Raw genomic sequence first — 16,938 nt, 5'->3', positions numbered from 1 at the left:
CCCTTTGATCAACTACACGGTCCGGAGACTCCTGCTCGCCCTGGTCATCCTGTGGGGCGCGCTCACCCTGGTCTTCGCGGTGGTCCGGCTGGTGCCCGGTGACCCGGTCAGCGTCATCCTCGGCCCCGACGCCACCGCCGAGGAGGTCGCCGACGCCCGCCGGGAACTCGGCCTGGAACGCAACGTCGTGATCCAGTACGCCAGCTTCCTCGGCCGGGTGACCCAGCTCGACTTCGGACAGTCCTTCCGGCACAACCGGGACGCCTTCGAGATGGTCATCGAGCGACTGCCCGCCACCGTCACCCTGGCCCTCACCGCGATCTGCATCGCACTGGTGGCCAGCTTCCTGCTCGGCATCGCCGCGGCGCTGCGTCCGCGTGGTCTCGCCGACCGGGCGATCTCGGTGCTGTCGCTGATCGGCCAGTCGCTGCCCAGCTTCTGGGTCGGCATCATCCTGCTGCTGATCTTCGCCCGGCAGCTCGGATGGCTGCCCAGCGCCGGCAACAGCACGCCGCAGCACCTGATCCTGCCGGCGGTCACGCTGGCACTCCCCTTCACCAGCATCCTGGTCCGGCTGATCCGGTCCGGGCTGTTGGAGGTCCTCGGCGAGGGCTACATCCAGACCGCCCGCTCCAAGGGCCTGCGGGAGAGCGTGGTGCTCTTCCGCCACGCGCTGCGCAACATGTTGATCCCGGTGGTCACCGTCGCCGGGCTCCAACTCGGCGCGCTGCTGGGCGGCACGGTCGTGGTCGAGGAGGTCTTCTCCTGGCCCGGCCTGGGACGGCTGCTCGTGGACGCGATCGGTAACCGGGACTACACCGTGATCCAGGCCGCCATCGCCTTCGTCACCACCGCGTTCGTCCTGGTGAACCTGGTCGTGGACCTGCTCTACGCGTACATCGATCCTCGCGTGCGGGTGGTGAACTGATGGCTGACGCAACCTCGACCACGGCGCTGCGGACCCGGTCCCGGCGTCGCCCACCGGCCCTGTTGTTCTGGTCCTGTCTGGGCGTCATCGGCCTGGCCGTGCTGGCCGGCACGCTCGGCCCGCTGCTGGTGCCGTTCGACGTCACCGAGACCAACCTCGCCGACCGGCTGCAACCACCGGGCGCCGTGCTCTCCGACGGTTCCCGGGCCTGGTTCGGCACCGACGACGTCGGACGCGGCATGCTCAGCCAGATCCTCATCGGCGCCCAGGTCTCTCTGCTGGTGGGGGTGGCGACCCTGCTGATCTCGGGCCTGTTCGGCACCGCGGTCGGCATCGTCGCCGGCTTCGTCGGCGGATGGGTGGACGGCCTGCTCATGCGGCTGGCCGACATCCAGCTCGCCTTCCCCTCCATCCTGTTGGCCATCCTGATCGCGGCCCTGCTCGGGCCCAGCCTGGTCAACGTCATCGCGGTGCTGGCGGTGACCATCTGGGTGATCTTCGCCCGGGTGGCCAGGGCACAGACCATGGCCGTCCGCAACCGCGAGTACGTCGACGCCAGCCGGGTGCTCGGCGCTCGACCGCTCTTCCTGATCTGGCGGTGCATCCTGCCCGCCTGTGCCGCGCCACTGCTGGTGGTCGCCACCGTCGAACTCGGCATGGTGATCATCACCGAGGCGGCCCTGAGCTTCCTCGGGCTCGGCACTCCGACCGCGACCCCGAGTTGGGGGTTGACCATCGCCAACGGCCGCGGCTACGTGGCCGACGCGTGGTGGATCTCCACCCTGCCCGGTATCGCGCTCTCCCTGCTCGTCGTCGCCTGCGGGGTGGTTGGCGACGAACTCCGCGACCGGCTCGATCCACACCTGAAGCACCGGTGAGGTCGCGGCCGACCCTTCACGAGCGAACGATGGAGGAGACAATGACATGGACAAGCAGAGCACGTCGGTCCCTGGTGGCCGGCCTGCTCGCGATGACCGTCGTCGGTGCCGGGGCCGCCTGCGGCGGTGGTTCCGGTGACGGCGACCAGGACCAGACCCTGCGGGTCGGGATGCCGATCCGGATGCTCTCGGTCGACCCGCACGGCACCGCCATCTCCGACCGCAGCACCCTGACCCTGGCCCTGCACCTGTTCGACCCCCTGGTCGCCTCCTCGGACGGCGAGATCACCGGCCGACTGGCCGAGAGCTGGGAGAACGTCAACGACACCACCACCCGGTTCACCCTGCGTCAGGGCGTGACCTTCCACGACGGGTCGCCGCTGACCAGCGCCGACGTCAAGGCGTCGCTGGACCGGCTCTTCGCGGCGAGCACCGCCCTGGCACCGCTGTTCGCCACCATCGAGGAGGTCAAGGCCCCCGACGAGCAGACCGTCGAGATCATCACCAGCCGGGCCACCGGCTCGCTGCTGACCAATCTCTCGATGGCGTACATCGGCAGCAAGGCCCAGATCGAGTCGGGCGAGATCGAGAGCCGCCCGGTCGGCACCGGCGCGTTCAAGTTGGAGGACTTCCGCTCCGGCGAGCGGGCCCACATGGTGGCCAACGAGTCCTACTGGGACGGCGCGCCCAAGTACGAGCGGCTGGAGTTCCAGGAGATCTCCGAGGACGCCGCCCGGCTCACCGCGCTGCGCACCGGCGAGATCGACGTGACGTACGCGTTGCCGCCGGACCAGCTCAGCCAGGTACGCGGATTCGACCAGGTCACCGTGGAGAGCGGACCGAGCGCCACGTTCTATGTGATCTGGCTGAACAACGCCCGCAAGCCGTTGGACGACCCCAAGGTCCGGCAGGCGTTGTGGCACGCGGTCGACTTCTCCTCCATCCAGGAGAACCTGTTCGGCGAGAGCGCCGTCCTGGCCAAGGCGCCGGTGCCGCAGCCGGTGTTCGGCGCGGCGCAGTTGCCCGGCTACACCTACGACCCGCAGCGGGCCCGGCAACTGCTGGCGGAGGCGGGCTACCCGAACGGCTTCAGCACCAGCATCCAGTGGAGCGCGAACTGCTGCGCCAACATCCGCCCGCTGGTCCAGTCGATCCTCAGCGCCTGGAAGGAGGTCGGCGTGAACGTGGAGATGCAGGAGAAGGAAGCCGGGCAGTGGCTCGACGACCTGCTGGCGCTCGACTGGGACATGAACATCCAGGACGGCGTCGTGGTCACCCAGGACGCGGAGTTCGTGCTCGGCCGGCTCTACACCTGCGCCGCCAAGCGACTCGGCTACTGCAACGAGGAGTACGACCGGGTCATCGCCGACGCCTCCGCGGAACTGGACCCGCAGGAGCGGCAACGCAAGCTCCAGCGGGCACAGGAAATCCTCTGGGCCGACGCACCCGGCGCCTGGCCGTTCGAACTCACCGCCTCGGCCGCCTGGCGTGACCGGGTCAGCGGCTTCGGTCCGCCGCCGACCAACGTGCCCGACTTCCGTGGTGTCTCGCTGAACTGACCGCACCGGCCGGGTGCACCGGCCGACGAGGAGGACCTGATGTCCCTGCTGTCCCTGCACGACGTCGTCGTCGAGTTCGACTCCCGGGTGGGACCGGTGCGGGCTCTGGACGGGGTCAGCCTGGACGTCGCCGAGGGGGAGACGCTCGCCCTGCTGGGCGAGTCCGGCAGCGGCAAGAGCGTCACCGCGCAGGCCATCCTCGGCCTGCTGCCCCGGCCCGCCGGCCGGATCGCCGCGGGCCGGATCACCTTCGACGGTACGGAGCTGACCACGGCCTCGGCACGGCGGATGCGCGCCGTACGCGGTGGCGAGATCAGCATGGTCTTCCAGGATCCGCTCTCCTCGCTCAACCCGGTGCACCCGATCGGTCGGCAGATCGGTGAGACGCTGCGGGTGCACCGGGGCCTGTCCAAGGCCAAGGCCCGTGCGGAGGCGCTCGATCTGATGCGCCGGGTCGGCATCCCCGACCCGGCGCGCCGGATCGACGACTACCCGCACCAGCTCTCCGGCGGGATGCGGCAACGCATCATGATCGCCATCGCGATCGCGCTGCGCCCGCGCCTGATCATCGCCGACGAGCCGACCACCGCGCTCGACGTCACCGTCCAGGCGCAGATCCTGCAACTGCTGTCCGAGCTGCAACGCGACTACCGGATGGCACTCATCCTGATCAGTCACGACCTCGGCGTGGTGGCCGCGCACGCCAGCCGCATCGCGGTCATGTACGCCGGGCGCATCGTCGAGACCGGCCCGCTGCGCCAGGTGTACGAGAACCCGGCCCACCCTTACACCCGCAGCCTGCTCCAGTCGGTGCCGACGCTCACCGCGCCCACCGCACGACTCACCCCGATCCCGGGTACGCCGCCGTCGCCGGAGGCCCTGCCGCCCGGCTGCCCGTTCCACCCCCGGTGCGCGTGGCGGGTCGACCTGTGCACGCAGCAGCGGCCCACGCTGGAGGTGCTGCCCACCGTCGACGGCCCGGGACGCGCCGCGGCCTGCCACCGTTCCGAGGAGGTACGCGACGATGCCTGACCCCACCGCGCCCGCCCTGCTGGAGGTCGAGGACCTCCGGGTGCACTATCCGATCCGGTCCAGCGTGCTGCGTCGCACGGTCGGTCACGTCCGCGCCGTCGACGGCGTCTCCTTCCGGATCGGGGCCGGCGAGACCCTGGCGCTGGTCGGTGAGTCGGGCTGCGGGAAGACCTCCACCGCCCGCGCCCTGATCGGTCTGGAACGCGCCACCGCTGGCACCATCCGCTTCGACGGCCGGGACCTGAGCCTTCTCAGCGCGGCCGAACGGCGCCAGCTCACCCGCCGGGTGCAGTACGTCTTCCAGGACCCGTACGCCTCGTTGAATCCCCGGCTCACCGTCCGGGAGATCCTCCGCGAGGGCTGGTTGATCCACCGTGATCTGGTACCGCGCCGCGACCAGGCCGACGAGGTCGTCCGGTTGCTGGAGCAGGTGGGGCTGACCGCCGCGCACGCCGACCGGTACCCGCACCAGTTCTCCGGCGGGCAGCGGCAGCGCATCGGGATCGCCCGGGCGCTGTCCATGCGGCCCGCCCTGATCATCTGCGACGAGCCGGTCTCCGCGCTGGACGTGTCGATCCAGGCGCAGATCCTCAACCTCCTCGCCGACCTGCGCGCCGAGATGGGACTCTCCTACCTGTTCATCTCGCACGACCTGCACGTGGTGCGCCACGTCAGCGACCAGGTCGCGGTGATGTACCTCGGCACCGTCGTCGAGCAGGGCCCGACGCGGGAGGTCTTCGAGTCGCCGACCCACCCGTACACCCAGGCGCTGCTCTCCGCCGCGCCCGACCCGTTCCCGTGGCGGCAGCAGGGTCCGGAGCCGATCGTGCTCTCCGGGGACCTGCCCTCCCCGGCGGACCCGCCCTCCGGTTGTCCGTTCCGCACCCGCTGCTGGCTGGCCCGACCGGAGTGCGCCGAGCACCGGCCGCCGCTGGTGGGGGAGCGGCACCAGTGGGCCTGCCCGGTCGTGTCCGCTCCGGCGGTCTCCCGATGAGCAGACGCGTCCTGGTCACCGGTGCCGCCGGGGCGATCGGCACCGCCCTGGTCGCCGCCTTCCTGGCCCGGGGCTGGCGGGTCGCCGCTCTGGACCGGCGGCAGCCGGAGCCGGCGGTTGCTGCGGGGCCCGGAGCACCGGTCGCCGAGTCCCCGACCACGGACGGGCCGACCTGGCTGACCGCCGACGTGACCGACGCGGCGGCCGTCGAGGCCGCCGTCGAGCGGCTCCGCGCCGACTGGGGTGGACTCGACGTGCTGGTCAACAACGCCGCGGTCGGTCCGCCCCGGGCGCCGGTGGGCCGGGAGACGGCCGCGCACCTGCGCACCGTGCTGGAGGTGAACCTCGTCGCTCCACTCGCCCTGGTCCAGGCCACGTTGCCCCTGCTCACCGCCGGTGACGCGCCCGCCGTCGTGCAGCTCTCCTCGATCGGCGGGTCCCGGGCGTTCCGGGGCAACGCCGCGTACGTGGCCAGCAAGGGCGGCCTGGAGGCGATGACCCGCGCTCTGGCGCTGGACCTGGCCGGACGCGGCATCCGGGTCAACGCGGTCGCCCCGGCGATGGTGCGTACCCCGGGTTGGGACGACGCCGGCCCGGAGGAGGTCGCCCGGCGCGCCGGCCTCGTCCCCCTCGGTCGCGCGGGCACCCTCGCGGAGGTCGCCGACGCGGTGGGCTTCCTCGCCGGTCCGGAGTCCGGCTACATCACCGGGGTGGTGCTGCCGGTCGACGGTGGCCTTAGCGTTCAGGCGTACAGCCCGGTGGAGGAACCCGGGGTCGCCGCAACTCTAGAACCGTCCGGCGGGGACGCCTGATGCGGATCTCCACGCTGGCCCGGATGCTGCCGCACCCGGAGACGGTCTGCGTCGGCGCGGACGGACACCTCTACGCCGGACTCGCCCTCGGCAGCCCGCAGGGGCGTGGCCCGATCGTGCGGATCGACCCCGACGACGGCACCGCGCAGCGGTTCACCGACACCGGCGGACGCATCCTCGGGCTCGCCCGCGCCGAGGACGGCCTCGTCGGGTGCGACGTGGCCCGCGCGGAACTGGTCCGGATCTCCTCCGACGGCACGGTCACCGCCCGCATCGGCACCGCCGACGGCCGGCGGCTGCTCCGCCCGAACGGCTGCGTCGTCGATGCCGCCGGAGGTGTCTGGTTCACCGACTCCGGCACCGCCACGGCCGGCGAACCGACCGGCTCGGTCTGTTACGCGGCACCGGGGGAGAGCGACACGTGCCGGGTCGCCGCCGCCGACCTGGTCTATCCGAACGGCATCGGGATGAGTCCCGACGGCGGCACCCTGTACGTCTCCCTGACCCGGGACGACACCCTGCTCGCCTTCGACGTGGCGGGCCCCGGCCGGCTCTCCGGCCGCCGGACGGTCGCCATCGGCGGTGCGCTGTCCGCCGGGCCGGACGGGCTCACCGTCGCCCCCGACGGGACCTGCTACCTGGCCGTCACCCGGGGCTCCCGGGTCGTCCGGATCACGCCCGACGGCCGGGTCGACACGCTGATCGAGGCACCCGACCTGCTGCGGATGCCGTCCCACGCGGCGCTGCACGGTGATCGGCTGCTGGTGCCCTCGCTGTTCGGCGACACCATCACCGCAGTCGACCTCGCGCCGAGCGGGGTGTCGGCCGAGTAGGGTCGGCACGTGGTCGTGCACCGGTTGAGCAGAGGTGAGGCACGGCGGATCGCGGTGCACGCGCAACTGCTCGCGGCACCGCGCCCGACCGATCTGGTGGCGGTCGTCGAGCGCCTGACGTTCCTCCAGATCGACCCGACGGCGGCCGTCGCGCCGAGTGCGGACCTGGTGCTGTGGAGCCGGATCGGCTCCACCTACGACCCTGCCGACCTGATCCGGGCCGTCGAGACCGATCGGACCCTCGTGGAGACGGTCGCCTACATCCGCTCGCCCCGCGACCTGCCCGCCGTGATCGCCGAGACACGCGGTGCCGAGATGCACCCGACCATCGGGGAGTGGCTGCACGGCAACGAGCCGTTCCGCCGCGACATCCTGGCGTTGCTGGCGGAGTCGGGTCCGCTGCTGTCCCGGGACATCCCCGACACCAGCGTCGTGCCGTGGCCGTCGTCGGGGTGGACCAACAACCGCAACGTGACGAAGATGCTCGAAGCCCTGGCGCTGCACGGACACATCGCGATCTCCGGTCGGAAGGGACGGCAGCGCTACTGGGATCTCCCCGCCCGGGTCTACGCCGTCGAGCTGCCCGAACTCGATCACGGTCACGCCGTCCGGCTCCGCAACGAGCGCCGACTCGCGGCCCTCGGCATCGCCCGGTCCACCGGACCACAGATCCCGGGTGAGCCGCCGTACGTCGGTGACGTGGGAGAGGAGGCCGTCGTCGAGGGCGTACCCGGCACCTGGCGGGTCGACCCGGCGTACGTCGGGCTGCCCTTCGAGGGGCGTACGGCGTTGCTCTCCCCCTTCGACCGGCTGATCCACGACCGGGTACGCACCGAGCAGCTCTTCGACTTCGAGTACATCCTGGAGATGTACAAGCCCAGGGAGAAGCGCCGGTGGGGCTACTTCGCCCTGCCCGTCCTCCATCACGACCGGCTCGTCGGCAAGCTGGACGCGACCGCCGACCGCAAGAGCGGCCGACTCGTGGTCAACGCCGTCCACGAGGACGTCCCCTTCACCGCCGCGATGACCGCCGATGTCCACGCCGAGATCGAGAGCCTCGCCGCGTGGCTCGGACTCACCGTCAGCCGGCCCTAGACGCGGTCGGGTGTTCGTGTGGGTCATTGGGAGGTCACCTGACCGAGGCGGGGCGCGACGAATCGCCGCAGCGGTAGGGCGATGAGCAGTGCGACCGCGACCAGGAGGCCGCTGACCCACACCGGGCCGAGGTCGCCAGCATCGGCCCTCAGGGTCGCTGCGGCGAGGACAGGCCCGCCGGCAGCACCGATGTTGAGCGCCGCGGTCGCGTACGACCCTCCCATGGTGGGTGCGCCTGCCGCCTCGTAGAGCACCCGGGTGATCAGGGTGCTGCCCACCGCGAAGGAGAGCGTGCCCTGCACGAACGCGAGGAGCAGGAGTGCTGCGGGCTGGGCGGCCAGGACCGCCAACGCGACCCAGCCGAGCATCAACAACGGGCCACCACCTGCGATCACGATGCCGGGGTGCTGGTCGGAGAGCCGTCCTGCCAGGTTGACGCCGACGAAGGACCCGACCCCGAACAGCACCAGTACGACCGGGACCCACAGCTCGCCGAAGCCGGCGGTGTCGGTCACGATCGGTGCCAGGAAGGTGAACGTGGCGAAGGTGGCGGCGTTGACCAGGGCACCGAGCAGCATGACCAGAAGCAGCCTCGGCATTGCGAGCTGGGCGATCTCGTCCCGAAGGGATGAGCCCGCCTGAGTGCCCCGAGGTGTCTTCCCCGCATCGGACGGGATGCCTTTGATGACGCCGACGGCGGCGGGAAGGCAGAGCAGTGCGATCGTCCAGAAGGTCGCACGCCAGCCGAGTAACGTGCCGAGCAGCGCACCGCCGGGAACTCCGGCGATGGTCGCCACCGTCGTACCCGAAAGCAGCACCGACAGGGCACGCCCCAACTGATCGGGCGCGACGTACGCGGCGACCGTGCTCAGTGCCACGGCCAGGAAGCCCGCGTTGGCCAGAGCGGCGAGCACGCGGGTGACCAGCAGAACCGCGAAACTCGCGGTGAGCGCGCCCACGACGTGGGTCACGGCGAAGAGCAGCACGAAGGTCAGCAGGCTGGCCCGGGCCGGCCAGCGACGCGCGACCACCGCCATCAGCGGCGCGCCGACGATCATCCCGACAGCGAACGCCGAGGTCAGAAGCCCGGCGGCGCCGACCGACACGTGGAGACTCGCGGCGACGTCCGGCACCAGACCGGCGAGCATGAACTCCGAGGTGCCCATGGCGAAGACCGCCACGGCAAGCAGGTAGAGCGGGAGAGGCATCGAGGGCTCCGAGGTGAGCGAGAAGGAGTAGAGACGTCTCGTCACCGCAGCCAGCGCCCAGGGCGTGCGCAGACCTTTCCCGTGCGGCGAAGACCGCTGGGAAGCGAACTACGAACTCAACGGTTCAGGGAGCTGACGGCGTGACCGAAAGCCCCCACCGTGGATGCCTCAGGGCTCGACATGCCCGCACCCTACTCACCACCACCGGTCGTCATGCAACCGTATTTCGGGGGCCAGCGTCGTCATCCTCGTGCCCAGCTACGTGTCGTACTCGCCGAGGTCCCACGGCGGGCTGAACGCCATGTAGTCGCCCGGCTCGACGGTTACCCACCAGGTGTCGTCGTCCTGCTCCGGCGCCCGGGGGATCAGCCCGAAGGTGGTGCCGTACCGGTCGACCGAGAAGGGCGCGACCTCGATGCGGCCGAAGGTGACCGGGCCGAGCGCGGCCAACCGTGCCTCGTACGCCGCCCGCCGCGCCTCGCGGTCCATCAGCGCCCTCGGGCCGAAGGCGTCGATCCTCGCCTCCAGGAACCGCCCGTCGCCGTCGAAGAGATAGAGGGCGACGAACTCCTGGCCGTCATCGTTGCCGTGGGTGCCCGGCTCGAACGGAGTGGTGAGGAAGAACTGCCGGCCGTCGCCGGTGTGCCCCACGTGCTCGGCGTGGTAGTCGTCATGGTCGATGGCCAGGCGGCTCGGTGGTCCGGCGTCCATCCGGCGGGTCCTCTCGCGTCCACGGGTGAGCCGCAGCGGTCACCCCGGCCACATGATGGCCTCAGGGTGCGACACGATCGCCGAAGCGACCGCACGACGAGGTCGACGTCGGGCCGGTGCGGCAGCTTCTATGCTGCGGCTCATGCGCATCGTGTTCGTCGCCGCGCCACTGCAGGGCCACGTCCTGCCACTGATCCCGCTCGCGGCGGCCTGTCGCGACGCCGGCCACGACGTGATCGTGGCGAGTGGGGGCTTCCCACCCGATCTCCGCGGCCTGCGCACGGCCGACATCGGAGCCTCCTTCAGCCTGCCGCGAAGCGCGATCCGGGTCGCGCTACGCCATCCGGGCATCGCTCGCGCCGAGCTGCGCGGCACGGCCGGCCACGCCATGGTCGGCGAACTCTTCGGTCGTGCCAACGTGGCACTGGTCGACCCGCTGTTGGCCCTGGCCGAGCGGGAACGCCCTGACCTGATCGTCTACGAGCCGCTGGGCGAGGCCGGTGCCATCGTGGCCGGACGACTCTCCATCCCGTCGGTGCTCCAGGAGAACACCCTCTGGTCGGCCACCGACCTGTTTCGGGCGGTGACCACCAGTACGGCGCTGGCCAAGCAGGAGATCCCCGGCCCCGATCTGACCATCGCCGTCACGCCGCCGAGCCTCCGCGACGCCCCGACCGGGAAGGTGGTCATGATGCGGCCGGTTCCCTTCTCGGGCGGTGGTCCGGTTCCGGACTGGCTGCTCACCTCCGGCGACCGGCCCCGCATCCTGGTCAGCCGCAGCACCCTGAAAGGCCCGAACGACGGTGACCCCGGCCCAGCGATCGTCAGGGTGGCCGCACAGGTCGACGCCGAGTTCGTGCTTGTACGCCCGGTGAGCACGCGCCACCTGCCGCCCAACGTGCGGACAGCCGACCGCGTACCCCTCGACCGGGTGCTGCCGACGGCGGCGGGCTTCGTCCACCACTCCGGCGCGGGCAGCGTGCTCGGCGGCCTGGCTGCGGGCGTACCGCAACTGACCACCCCCGGAGCGGGCGATCGCAGATACAACGCCGACCTGCTGGCCCGGCGAGGTGCCGGCCTGGCCGTCGAGGCGAAGGTGATCAGCGCGGCCGACCTGACCCGGCTGCTGACCGACGAGGCACTGCGCGTCGCCGCACAGCAGGTCGCGGCGGAGATCGCCGCAATGCCCGCGCCGACCGCAGTGGTCCCCGTGCTGGAAGAGGTCGCCGGTGGCTGACAGATCCCGGACCGTCTATGGATTCGGGTCCGCTGACGGCTCACAATCTGTTATGGACTGTCGCGTGGGTTCGACGTAGCCGGCCCGGGCGGCAGGGGAGACAGCGAGCGGGCCGCCGACCACCGTCCAGCACACCGGCCGACAACGGGAGGCCACCGTGGCGTACCCCCGGCACCCCGACGAGGCGGGCGGCCTGCCGTCGCATCCCTTCACCGTTCCAGGGCCGGCGGCAGCGTACCCCCGCATGCCGCCGCCGACGCGCCGCAAGAACCAGAACGTGGTGGTGTGGATCGTCGGGGCTGTCGTGTGTCTGCTGCTCCTCTGCTGCGGGATCGGCGTGGGCGGCGTGCTGCTGTACACCTTCCGGTCAAACCAGGTCGCGGAGAGCGCCGCGAGCCCGACGACGCCGCAGGCGTCCACCGCCGCGCCGACGACCACACCGCCGTCCTCAGGTGCCGCGCCCGCCCTGCCCGACACCTTCGAGACGATCACCGAGGGGCAGTGGAAACGGGTGGCCGAGCGGCCGGACGATCACAGCGGCCGGACGTTGGTCGTGTACGGCCAGATCACCCAGTTCGACGATGCCACCGGTAAGGACAGGTTCCGTGCGCTGGTGGGCGCGCGGAGAACGACCGACGACGGTGGCTACGACACGAACACGCTGCTGTACGGCGATCCGAAGGTGCTCGGCGACATCGCTGCGGACGACGAGTTCCAGGCGAAGGTGACGGTGCTGAAGGCGTACACGTACCAGTCGTTGGTGGGCCCTACCAGGGTGCCGCTGCTTCTGGTGCACTCGTTACGGGTGTTGTAGCCGACCGAGGGGCGTGGCGGTCACCTCGGTCCCGTCATGGGGTGCTCCCGCCGCAGTGACCGGAGGGCGAGGCGTTCGACGTCGGCCCAGGTGGGGGTGGCGTGCCCGTAGCCGGGGACCGGGCGGCGCTGCGGCCCGAAGAAGTACTGGTGGGCGACGGCGCCCCGGATGGCGGAGTGCACCTCGGGGTGGTCGTCCACGAAGTGGGTGAGGCCGAGGTCGAGGCAGTGCCCGCGTTTGTCGGCGCGGGCGCGACAGAACCGGACCCGGTCGCGGCCGATCCCGGTGTGCCGGTAGAAGTCGTGGGCGTCGAGCCAGCGCAGCGTACGGGCCTGGACGCGCGGGCCGCACTTGGAGACCAGCCAGACCCGGCCGCCGAAGCGGGGGACGAGGCGGGCGATCGTGTCGAGGGCGCCGGGCACCTCCGGGGTGGCCAGCATGGTGGCCTCGTCGCCGGTGAAGAAGGCGGTGTCACCACCGCCGGGATGGCGGGATCCGTCGATGACGACTCGGCCGATGTCGATGCCGAGCCGGGGCACATGATCGTTCATGCCACCCAGGATGGGGGCCGGAGAACCAGGGCAGAACTATCGATCGGCGACTGTTCTATAGTCGCATGCTATGAATGGGCGGGACCTGCTGGAAGCCGACGCACTGCGGTCGTTCGCGGTCTTCGCCGAGCACCGCAACTTCACCGCCGCCGCTGCGGCGCTGCACATCAGCCAGCCCTCGCTGCACGTGAAGATCCGCAAACTGGCCGCCGCACTCGGCGTGGACCTCTACGAGCGGGACGGCCGGCGGCTGACCTTGACCGCCGCCGGGGAACGCCTCGCCGCGTACGCGCTGGACACCCGTCACCGCACCGACGAGTTCCTGCGGGAACTGCACCAGGACGCGGCGCCCACCATGACCATCGCGGCCGGTCGCGGCGCGCTGCGCTGGGTGATCGCCGAGCCGATCCGGTGGATCGGCCGCCAGGGCCGCCGGGTGCACGTGATCACCGCGGACCGGGACGCCGCCCTCGCCGCGATCTCCGCCGGTCGCGCCGACCTCGCCGTGGTCGCGCACGATCCACCGGGACGGCAGTACGAGTCGACGCAGATCGCCGCGTACCGGCAGGTGCTCGTGATCGACGACGGACACCCGCTGGCCGAGCGGCGGCAGGTCCGACTCCGTGACCTCGACGGGCTGGACCTCGTCGTACCCCCGGCCGGGCGCGCGCACCGGCGGGCGCTGGACCGTGCGCTACTCGACGCGGACGTCACCTGGCAGGTCGCCGCCGAGGTCGACGGCTGGGACCTGCTCGTGCACCTGGCCGCGCTCGGTGTCGGTGCCACCGTCGTCAACGGGTGCGTGGAACTCCCCGACGGTCTGCGCGCCGTACCCGTGCACGGCCTGCCGACGATCCGCTACTGGGCGGCCTGGCGCCCGCAACGCGAGCCGGTCGTACGGGACCTGCTCGACCTACTCGGGGCACGACCGTGACCGACCGCACCACCGCGACCAGCAAGTTCCTGGCGTACGTACTGCGTCACCAGCCGGCCGCCATCGGGATCACGCTCGACTCCGCCGGATGGGTGGAGGTGGACGTGCTGCTCGCCGCGTTGGCCCACCACGGTCGGCCGATCAACGGTGCGTTGCTGGCCCGGCTGACCGGCGACACCGACAAACAGCGGTTCGAGATCCGTGACGGGCGGATCCGCGCCGCCCAGGGCCACACCGTCCCGGTCGACCTGTGCCTGGCACCGGAACCGCCTCCGCCGCTGCTCTACCACGGCACCGTCGCCCGCTTCCTGCCCGGCATCCGCGCCGACGGCCTCCGGCCGCGCGGCCGTACCCACGTGCACCTCTCCGCAGACCGGCAGACCGCCGCGACGGTCGGTGCCCGGCGCGGCGAGCCGATCGTCCTCACCGTCGACGCCGCCGGCATGCATGCGGCCGGCAACGTGTTCCACCGGGCCGCCAGCGGCGTCTGGCTCACCACCCACGTCCCACCCGACCGGATCACCGTCGTCGGATGACGCGGTACGCCGGTGCGGAGGACCGTGACGGGTCCGGCAGAATCGGCGGGTGCCCGTCCACCTGATCACCGACCCGGACGACGAGCGGATCGGCGACTACCGTGCGCTGACCGACGTCGAGCTGCGGACCCGCTGGGAGCCCCCGCACGGCCTGTTCATCGCCGAGGGTGAGCTGGTGCTGCGCCGGGCGTTGCGGGCCGGGTACCCGGCCCGGTCGTACCTGGTCGACGCCAAGCGGGTCGACCAACTCGCCGACCTGGACACCGGAGACGCCCCGGTCTACGCCGCCAGCCAGGACGTGCTGCGTGAGGCCACCGGGTTCCACGTGCACCGGGGGGTCCTCGCGTCGTTCCGGCGTACGCCGTTGCCGAGCGCGGCCGAGGTGCTCGCGACCGCCCGCCGGGTGGTGATCCTGGAGGACGTGAACAACCATACGAATCTCGGGGCGATCTTCCGGGCGGTCGCCGCGCTCGGGGTGGACGCGGTGCTGCTCTCGCCGTCCTGCGCCGACCCGCTCTACCGGCGCAGCGTCCGGGTCAGCATGGGGGAGGTCTTCGCCGTGCCGTACGCGAAGCTGGAGCCCTGGCCGGCGGCGCTGGACGAGGTGCGGTCGGCCGGGTTCACCGTGCTGGCGATGACGCCGGCCCCGGACGCGGTGCCGATCCAGCGGCTCACGCCGGAACAACGGGCCCGCGCCGCGTTGCTGCTCGGGGCGGAGGGGGCCGGGTTGACGTCGGATGCGATGGCGGCCAGCGACGTACGGGTGGTGATCCCGATGCGGCGCGGCGTGGACTCGCTCAACGTGGCCGCCGCCACCGCCGTGGCCTGCTGGGAGTTGGGCCGCGACGACGCCTGACCGTCGAGGTTCGGGCCGACCTGCGGGTACCGTTTCGCCCGTGTTCCCTACCGTCCGTGAGGTCCTCGCGCTGGACCCGGTCCGCCACGGTGCGCCGCGCCTGGTCGCCGGGGAGGCGGGGCTGGACCGGCCGGTGCGCTGGGTGCACGTGGCCGAGGTGCCGGACATCGCCACCCTGCTGCGGGGTGGCGAACTGGTGCTGACCACCGGCATCGGACTGCCCGGCGAGGACGCCGGGCTGCGCGCCTTCATCGGGGATCTCGCCGGGGTCGGCGTCTCCGGGCTGGTGGTGGAGCTGGGGCGCCGGTACCACACCGGGGTGCCCCGGGTCATGGCCGCCGCCGCCGAACGGGCCGGAATGCCGTTGGTGGAGCTGCGCCGGGCCACCCCGTTCGTCCGGGTCACCGAGGCGGTGCACGCACTCATCGTGGACGCGCAGCTCACCGAGTTGCGGGCGGCGGAGGAGATCCACCAGCGGTTCACCGAGCTGTCGGTGGAGGGCGCCGACCCGGGCGAGGTGGTCCGGCAGGCCGCTGAGCTGTCCGGCTGCCCGGTGGTGTTGGAGAACCTCTCCCGGCAGGTGCTCGCGTACGACCCGGCGCGGGAGAACGCCGAACTGCTGCTCGACCGGTGGGAGCAGCACTCGCGGCGGATCCGGCCGGCCGGGCGTACGGTCTACGACCCGGACAGCGGCTGGCTGGTGACCATGGTCGGCGCCCGGGGCGAGGACTGGGGTCGGCTGCTGCTGCGCTGGCCGGGCGGCGGCGAGTGGAACTCGGCGCGGGACGCGGTGACCGGCGCGATCTCGCCGCCCACCCGGCTGACCATCCTGGTCGAGCGGGCCGCGTCGACGCTGGCGCTGGGCCGGCTGATCCGGCGGGACGCCGAGGGACTGGAACGGCAGATCCACCGCACCCTGCTCACCGCGTTGCTGGACCGCTCGCGGCCGGTGGACGAGGTGGCCCTGCGAGCTCGGGGCCTCGGGCTGGTCCTGGAACGCCGGCACCTGGTCGGGGTGGTGGTCCGGCATCGGGCCGACGAGCCGGACAGCGGCTCGACCGGGACCGGTGACGGCGACGAGCCCGGCCCGGCCCGGCTGCGGGACCTGGCCGAGGCGGTGGGCCAGGCGGTGCGGGAGGCAAACCTGACCGGCCTGACCAGTGCCGTGGACGACCAGGCGGTGGGGGCGCTGCTGGCCCTGCCGGACCCGGCGGCGGAAGAGCGGGCGCTTGCCTCCTTCGCCGCCGCGCTGCGCCGGACCCGCCCCGAGTCGAGACCGTCCGATCCGGCTGCCACCCGGGCTGTCGGAGGCGGGAAGGGAGCCGAACCGGGCCGAGGTGCCGGTGGCGGCAAGGGGGCCGAGTCGGCTCGGGCGGCGGGTGGAGCCAAGAGCGCCGAGCCGGGCCGGGGGGCGGGTGGCGGCAAGAGCGCCGAGCCGGGCCGGGACACCGGCGGGCTCATCATCGCGGCCGGCTCCGGGGTGAGCAGCCTGCGCGAGGCGGGCCGGTCGCTGATCGAGGCCCGGCAGGTCGCCGAGGCCGCCCGCAACGACCGCCGGGACCTACCGATCTTCCGGTTGCCGCATGTCGGGCTCGCCGGGCTGCTGCACCTGCTGCGCGACGAGCCGCGCCTGCAGACCTTCGTCGAACGCGAGCTCGGGGCACTGCTGGCGTACGACGCCCGGCACCCGCGTGAACACCTGCTCGGCACGCTGCGGGCGTACCTGGAGCAGGGCCGCAACAAGTCGGCGGCGGCTGCGGCGGCCCACCTGTCCCGGCCGGCGTTCTACGAGCGGCTGGCCCGCATCGGCCGCATCCTCGACGTCGACCTCGACTCCGTCGACGCCTGTCTCTCCCTGCACGTCGCCCTGCTGGCCCTGGACGCCATCCGCACCTCCTGACCCCCGCCGCCCCCCGCCTCACCGTGCTCCCCCCGCCTCGCCGTGCCCCGCCCGCCTCAC

Annotated in this window: 17 protein-coding genes; 14 read left to right on the top strand and 3 right to left on the bottom strand. The window is 72.2% G+C overall.

What is annotated here, in order from left to right:
• Window positions 1-4 precede the first annotated feature (4 nt).
• Genes nikB through ACFYTT_RS18125 form a run of 8 tightly spaced genes read left to right on the top strand, consistent with a single transcriptional unit; the run spans window position 5 to window position 8,131 of the window.
• Window positions 5-928, top strand: coding sequence for a nickel ABC transporter permease (nikB, locus tag ACFYTT_RS18160; RefSeq protein ID WP_131051982.1), 924 nt, complete (start codon window positions 5-7; stop codon window positions 926-928).
• Window positions 928-1,806 (top strand): ABC transporter permease, encoded by an 879-nt coding sequence (locus tag ACFYTT_RS18155; protein WP_131051981.1) that lies wholly within the window; start codon window positions 928-930, stop codon window positions 1,804-1,806. Before nikB ends, ACFYTT_RS18155 begins: the two co-directional genes overlap by 1 nt.
• Window positions 1,807-1,847: 41 nt before the next feature.
• On the top strand, window positions 1,848-3,365 hold the full coding sequence (locus tag ACFYTT_RS18150; RefSeq protein WP_161594912.1) for an ABC transporter substrate-binding protein: 1,518 nt from the start codon (window positions 1,848-1,850) through the stop codon (window positions 3,363-3,365).
• A 39-nt stretch (window positions 3,366-3,404) separates the two neighbouring features.
• Window positions 3,405-4,397 (top strand): ABC transporter ATP-binding protein, encoded by a 993-nt coding sequence (locus ACFYTT_RS18145; RefSeq protein ID WP_176094595.1) that lies wholly within the window; start codon window positions 3,405-3,407, stop codon window positions 4,395-4,397.
• Window positions 4,390-5,391 carry an oligopeptide/dipeptide ABC transporter ATP-binding protein gene (locus ACFYTT_RS18140; RefSeq protein WP_357218408.1) on the top strand — a complete coding sequence of 334 codons (1,002 nt, stop codon included), beginning with the start codon at window positions 4,390-4,392 and terminating at the stop codon, window positions 5,389-5,391. The genes ACFYTT_RS18145 and ACFYTT_RS18140 overlap by 8 nt, the downstream gene beginning before the upstream one ends.
• A complete protein-coding gene (locus tag ACFYTT_RS18135; RefSeq protein WP_131051977.1) occupies window positions 5,388-6,203 on the top strand; it encodes an SDR family NAD(P)-dependent oxidoreductase in 816 nt (271 codons plus the stop codon). Before ACFYTT_RS18140 ends, ACFYTT_RS18135 begins: the two co-directional genes overlap by 4 nt.
• Entirely contained in the window at window positions 6,203-7,036 is an 834-nt protein-coding gene (locus ACFYTT_RS18130; protein ID WP_387260521.1) for an SMP-30/gluconolactonase/LRE family protein, read from the top strand. The genes ACFYTT_RS18135 and ACFYTT_RS18130 overlap by 1 nt, the downstream gene beginning before the upstream one ends.
• Window positions 7,037-7,045: 9 nt before the next feature.
• A complete protein-coding gene (locus ACFYTT_RS18125; protein ID WP_387260518.1) occupies window positions 7,046-8,131 on the top strand; it encodes a DNA glycosylase AlkZ-like family protein in 1,086 nt (361 codons plus the stop codon).
• Between the two features lie 23 nt (window positions 8,132-8,154).
• Here ACFYTT_RS18125 and ACFYTT_RS18120 read toward each other — a convergent pair whose 3' ends face one another.
• Window positions 8,155-9,339 carry a Cmx/CmrA family chloramphenicol efflux MFS transporter gene (locus ACFYTT_RS18120; protein ID WP_131051974.1) on the bottom strand — a complete coding sequence of 395 codons (1,185 nt, stop codon included), beginning with the start codon at window positions 9,337-9,339 and terminating at the stop codon, window positions 8,155-8,157.
• 258 nt (window positions 9,340-9,597) lie between these two features.
• Window positions 9,598-10,050, bottom strand: coding sequence for a hypothetical protein (locus ACFYTT_RS18115; RefSeq protein ID WP_131051973.1), 453 nt, complete (start codon window positions 10,048-10,050; stop codon window positions 9,598-9,600).
• 142 nt (window positions 10,051-10,192) lie between these two features.
• Here ACFYTT_RS18115 and ACFYTT_RS18110 point away from each other — a divergent pair, with 142 nt between their 5' ends.
• The gene (locus ACFYTT_RS18110) at window positions 10,193-11,287 is read left to right on the top strand and encodes a glycosyltransferase (RefSeq protein ID WP_357218419.1); all 1,095 of its coding nucleotides are present in this window, start codon (window positions 10,193-10,195) and stop codon (window positions 11,285-11,287) included.
• A gap of 244 nt (window positions 11,288-11,531) precedes the next feature.
• Window positions 11,532-12,101, top strand: coding sequence for a hypothetical protein (locus tag ACFYTT_RS18105; RefSeq protein ID WP_387260516.1), 570 nt, complete (start codon window positions 11,532-11,534; stop codon window positions 12,099-12,101).
• Window positions 12,102-12,121: 20 nt separating this feature from the next.
• On the opposite strand, the gene ACFYTT_RS18100 is transcribed toward ACFYTT_RS18105, so the two are convergent.
• Window positions 12,122-12,652, bottom strand: a complete 531-nt coding sequence (locus ACFYTT_RS18100) for a hypothetical protein (RefSeq protein ID WP_387260513.1) — start codon at window positions 12,650-12,652, stop codon at window positions 12,122-12,124.
• Window positions 12,653-12,722: 70 nt separating this feature from the next.
• On the opposite strand from ACFYTT_RS18100, the gene ACFYTT_RS18095 reads away from it, so the two are divergent.
• Genes ACFYTT_RS18095 through ACFYTT_RS18080 form a run of 4 tightly spaced genes read left to right on the top strand, consistent with a single transcriptional unit; the run spans window position 12,723 to window position 16,878 of the window.
• Complete coding sequence (locus ACFYTT_RS18095) at window positions 12,723-13,586, top strand: LysR family transcriptional regulator (RefSeq protein WP_387260510.1); 864 nt, start codon at window positions 12,723-12,725, stop codon at window positions 13,584-13,586.
• The gene (locus tag ACFYTT_RS18090) at window positions 13,583-14,122 is read left to right on the top strand and encodes an RNA 2'-phosphotransferase (protein WP_387260508.1); all 540 of its coding nucleotides are present in this window, start codon (window positions 13,583-13,585) and stop codon (window positions 14,120-14,122) included. Before ACFYTT_RS18095 ends, ACFYTT_RS18090 begins: the two co-directional genes overlap by 4 nt.
• Window positions 14,123-14,171: 49 nt before the next feature.
• Window positions 14,172-14,978 carry an RNA methyltransferase gene (locus tag ACFYTT_RS18085; protein WP_201272305.1) on the top strand — a complete coding sequence of 269 codons (807 nt, stop codon included), beginning with the start codon at window positions 14,172-14,174 and terminating at the stop codon, window positions 14,976-14,978.
• A 40-nt stretch (window positions 14,979-15,018) separates the two neighbouring features.
• Window positions 15,019-16,878 carry a PucR family transcriptional regulator gene (locus tag ACFYTT_RS18080; RefSeq protein ID WP_387260504.1) on the top strand — a complete coding sequence of 620 codons (1,860 nt, stop codon included), beginning with the start codon at window positions 15,019-15,021 and terminating at the stop codon, window positions 16,876-16,878.
• Window positions 16,879-16,938: the final 60 nt, after the last annotated feature.

Source organism: Micromonospora sp. NPDC003816, assembly GCF_042874705.1.
Taxonomy (GTDB): domain Bacteria; phylum Actinomycetota; class Actinomycetes; order Mycobacteriales; family Micromonosporaceae; genus Micromonospora.
This window is presented reverse-complemented; position numbering and strand designations above follow the sequence as displayed.

Bases quoted from the DNA above. Each gene is read 5' to 3' on its own strand.
- ACFYTT_RS18110 (WP_357218419.1), top strand. From the start codon at position 10,193: ATGCGCATCGTGTTCGTCGCCGCGCCACTGCAGGGCCACGTCCTGCCA.
- ACFYTT_RS18130 (WP_387260521.1), top strand. From the start codon at position 6,203: ATGCGGATCTCCACGCTGGCCCGGATGCTGCCGCACCCGGAGACGGTC.
- ACFYTT_RS18150 (WP_161594912.1), top strand. From the start codon at position 1,848: ATGACATGGACAAGCAGAGCACGTCGGTCCCTGGTGGCCGGCCTGCTC.
- ACFYTT_RS18105 (WP_387260516.1), top strand. From the start codon at position 11,532: ATGCCGCCGCCGACGCGCCGCAAGAACCAGAACGTGGTGGTGTGGATC.
- ACFYTT_RS18115 (WP_131051973.1), bottom strand. From the start codon at position 10,050: ATGGACGCCGGACCACCGAGCCGCCTGGCCATCGACCATGACGACTAC.
- ACFYTT_RS18155 (WP_131051981.1), top strand. From the start codon at position 928: ATGGCTGACGCAACCTCGACCACGGCGCTGCGGACCCGGTCCCGGCGT.
- ACFYTT_RS18100 (WP_387260513.1), bottom strand. From the start codon at position 12,652: ATGAACGATCATGTGCCCCGGCTCGGCATCGACATCGGCCGAGTCGTC.
- ACFYTT_RS18120 (WP_131051974.1), bottom strand. From the start codon at position 9,339: ATGCCTCTCCCGCTCTACCTGCTTGCCGTGGCGGTCTTCGCCATGGGC.
- ACFYTT_RS18095 (WP_387260510.1), top strand. From the start codon at position 12,723: ATGAATGGGCGGGACCTGCTGGAAGCCGACGCACTGCGGTCGTTCGCG.
- ACFYTT_RS18145 (WP_176094595.1), top strand. From the start codon at position 3,405: ATGTCCCTGCTGTCCCTGCACGACGTCGTCGTCGAGTTCGACTCCCGG.
- ACFYTT_RS18140 (WP_357218408.1), top strand. From the start codon at position 4,390: ATGCCTGACCCCACCGCGCCCGCCCTGCTGGAGGTCGAGGACCTCCGG.
- ACFYTT_RS18135 (WP_131051977.1), top strand. From the start codon at position 5,388: ATGAGCAGACGCGTCCTGGTCACCGGTGCCGCCGGGGCGATCGGCACC.